Origin of the sequence: Corallococcus sp. 4LFB (assembly GCF_046520365.1) — a bacterium.
Classification (GTDB): domain Bacteria; phylum Myxococcota; class Myxococcia; order Myxococcales; family Myxococcaceae; genus Corallococcus; species Corallococcus caeni.
Genome location: NZ_JBKGHJ010000876.1, coordinates 1 through 1,974, shown reverse-complemented (window position 1 = coordinate 1,974; position 1,974 = coordinate 1). Strand labels below are relative to the sequence as shown.

At 72.8% G+C, this 1,974-nt stretch carries 3 protein-coding genes and 2 pseudogenes; all 5 read right to left on the bottom strand.

Annotated elements, in window-relative coordinates; translation table 11 throughout:
• Window positions 1-69: 69 nt before the first annotated feature.
• On the bottom strand, window positions 70-342 hold the full coding sequence (locus tag ACLEQD_RS42245) for a hypothetical protein (protein WP_410391610.1): 273 nt from the start codon (window positions 340-342) through the stop codon (window positions 70-72).
• Window positions 339-506, bottom strand: coding sequence for a hypothetical protein (locus tag ACLEQD_RS42240; RefSeq protein ID WP_410391608.1), 168 nt, complete (start codon window positions 504-506; stop codon window positions 339-341). The genes ACLEQD_RS42245 and ACLEQD_RS42240 overlap by 4 nt, the downstream gene beginning before the upstream one ends.
• Window positions 507-645: 139 nt before the next feature.
• Window positions 646-1,293: an RNA polymerase sigma factor gene (locus tag ACLEQD_RS42235; protein WP_410391606.1), complete on the bottom strand. Its 648-nt coding sequence runs from the start codon at window positions 1,291-1,293 to the stop codon at window positions 646-648.
• 64 nt (window positions 1,294-1,357) lie between these two features.
• A pseudogene (locus ACLEQD_RS42230) lies at window positions 1,358-1,764 on the bottom strand (DUF2085 domain-containing protein).
• Window positions 1,733-1,974 (bottom strand): annotated as a pseudogene (locus tag ACLEQD_RS42225) (oligopeptide/dipeptide ABC transporter ATP-binding protein); the annotation flags it as partial. The pseudogenes ACLEQD_RS42230 and ACLEQD_RS42225, both read right to left, overlap by 32 nt.

Sequence of the window (1,974 nt, the reverse complement as noted above, 5' to 3'; positions counted from 1 at the left end):
GCCATCGTCTTCTTCGGTGCGTCGCGTCCGCGCGGCGCCGCTCCAGCAGCGCGCCACCGCTGCCCGCGTTCATCCAGTCCGACGGACGGGCGTCGGCCGCGCCCTTGAGCTCTGCCGCGCGTTGTCCTGCTTCCGGTCCGCGAGCTGCTCCATCGGCTCGGGCGGGGCCATCGCCAGGGGCGCGCTCGAAGGCGCGGGCGGGGGCATGGCGGCGCGCGGGGCGGGAGCCTCCGCCTTCTGCTTCGCCTCCTCCATCGCCGGGCTGGAGGCCTTCTGCGTCAGGTTCGGCTCCAGGTGGAGGTTCTGGCTGACCGTCAGCGTCAGGAGGCCGAAGGTGCTCACCGTGGCCAGGCCCACCGCGGGCAGGAGCCAGCGGCGCCAGCGCGAGGGCTTCGGCTCGGGCCCGCGGCGGCGCGGCGCGCGGACTGCTGCGCGTACGCGAGCAGCGACTCCAGGCCCGCGTCCGGCGCGGGCTCCGAGGACAGCTGCGCCATGGTGGTCCGCACGCCGCGGATGTCCGCCAGCGCCTTGGTGCAGCGCGCGCAGCCCTGGACGTGCTGCTCCAGCGACCGGGCCTCCGACGCGGCAGCTCGCCGTAGGCGAAGTCGAGGAGCCGGTCCTCGTGCGCGTGGGCATTCTGGGCACTCATCCCGCCACCGTCCTTCCATCCTCCGACAGGTCGCCATCCACGCCCAGCTCTCCCAGGCGGCGGCGCAGGCCCTCCAGCGCGTAGCGCATCCGGCTCTTCACCGTGTTCTCGGACACACCCGTCACCTCGGCGATCTCCTTGAACGGGATGCCGCTGTACTCCCGCAGCACGAACACCTCGCGCTGCTCCTCCGGCAGGCCCGACAGGGCGCGCTCCAGCAGGGGCCGCAGGCGCGCGTTGTGCGCCCCGCGCTCCGGACTGGCGCCGGCATCCGGCAGCCCCTCGCCCAGCGGACGTCCCTCGTCCCCGTCGGCACCCGCCGCGGGGGCTTCCAGGGACGTCGCCTGGCGGTAGCTCTCTTTGCGCGTGCTGTCCACGCAGAGGTTCCTCGCGATGGTGTACAGCCAGGTCGTGAACCGGGCCTTGGGCTCGTATTCCCGGGCGCTGCGGACCACCTTGAGCCACGTCTCCTGCAGCACGTCCTCCGCCCGTGCCCGCTGCCCCACGAAGCGCAGGATGAAGTTGAACACCGGCGCGCGGTGCTTGCGCACCAACGCTTCGAACGCGCGCGCGTCTCCCGCCTGGAAGGCGAGCATCAGCTGCTCGTCTGAGGTTTCGGGTGCCAAACTTCCCCCAGTGCCCATGAAGCCACGGGTGCCATCCCCTTCACCGCCCACGGCCTGTAACGGACAGCCGTGCGCGAAAGGTCTATTCCGGCCGTGGCCGCCGGTAAGTGGCGAGAATGACAGGGACCGCCACCCCTGTCACCAGAAGTGCCTGCGCCAGCAGCACCGCCGGCAGCGGGCGCTGCACGTGCACGTACAGCGAGCGGCCAAGCCCCACCCCCAACAGGATGCCCGTCAGCGTGCGCAGCGCGTTGGAACCGGACGCGGGCCGGAAGCGTCCCACCGCCCAGTCCACCAGCGCGGGCAGCGTGAGGGCCAGCACCACCGGCACGTCCCACTCCCACCCAAGCGCGCCTTCAGCGCGAACAACCCCAGGAACACGGCGGCGAGCACCGGGTACGTGCCCAGGCACCGCGCGCACACGCGCACGCCCGCGAGCACGTACGTGCGGTTGTACTCATCCGCGTGATGATGGCTGAGCCAGAACACCGGCGCCTCCTCCGGACGCGGAAACAGCGGTCCCGTCCCGCACGTCCCGCGTCTCCCCTTCCGCCAGGAAGCACGCCGCGGCGTGGCCTCCGCCCAGCGGATACAGCGGCGGCGACTCGCGCCGGCAGCGCTCCATCGCATGGGGCAGCGCGGGTGGAACGCGCAGCCGGCCGGCGGCGACAGGGGCGAGGGCGGCTCTCCCGGCAGGAG

Coding starts and splice junctions, on each gene's coding strand:
- ACLEQD_RS42235 (WP_410391606.1), bottom strand. CDS start 1,293: ATGGGCACTGGGGGAAGTTTGGCACCCGAAACCTCAGACGAGCAGCTG.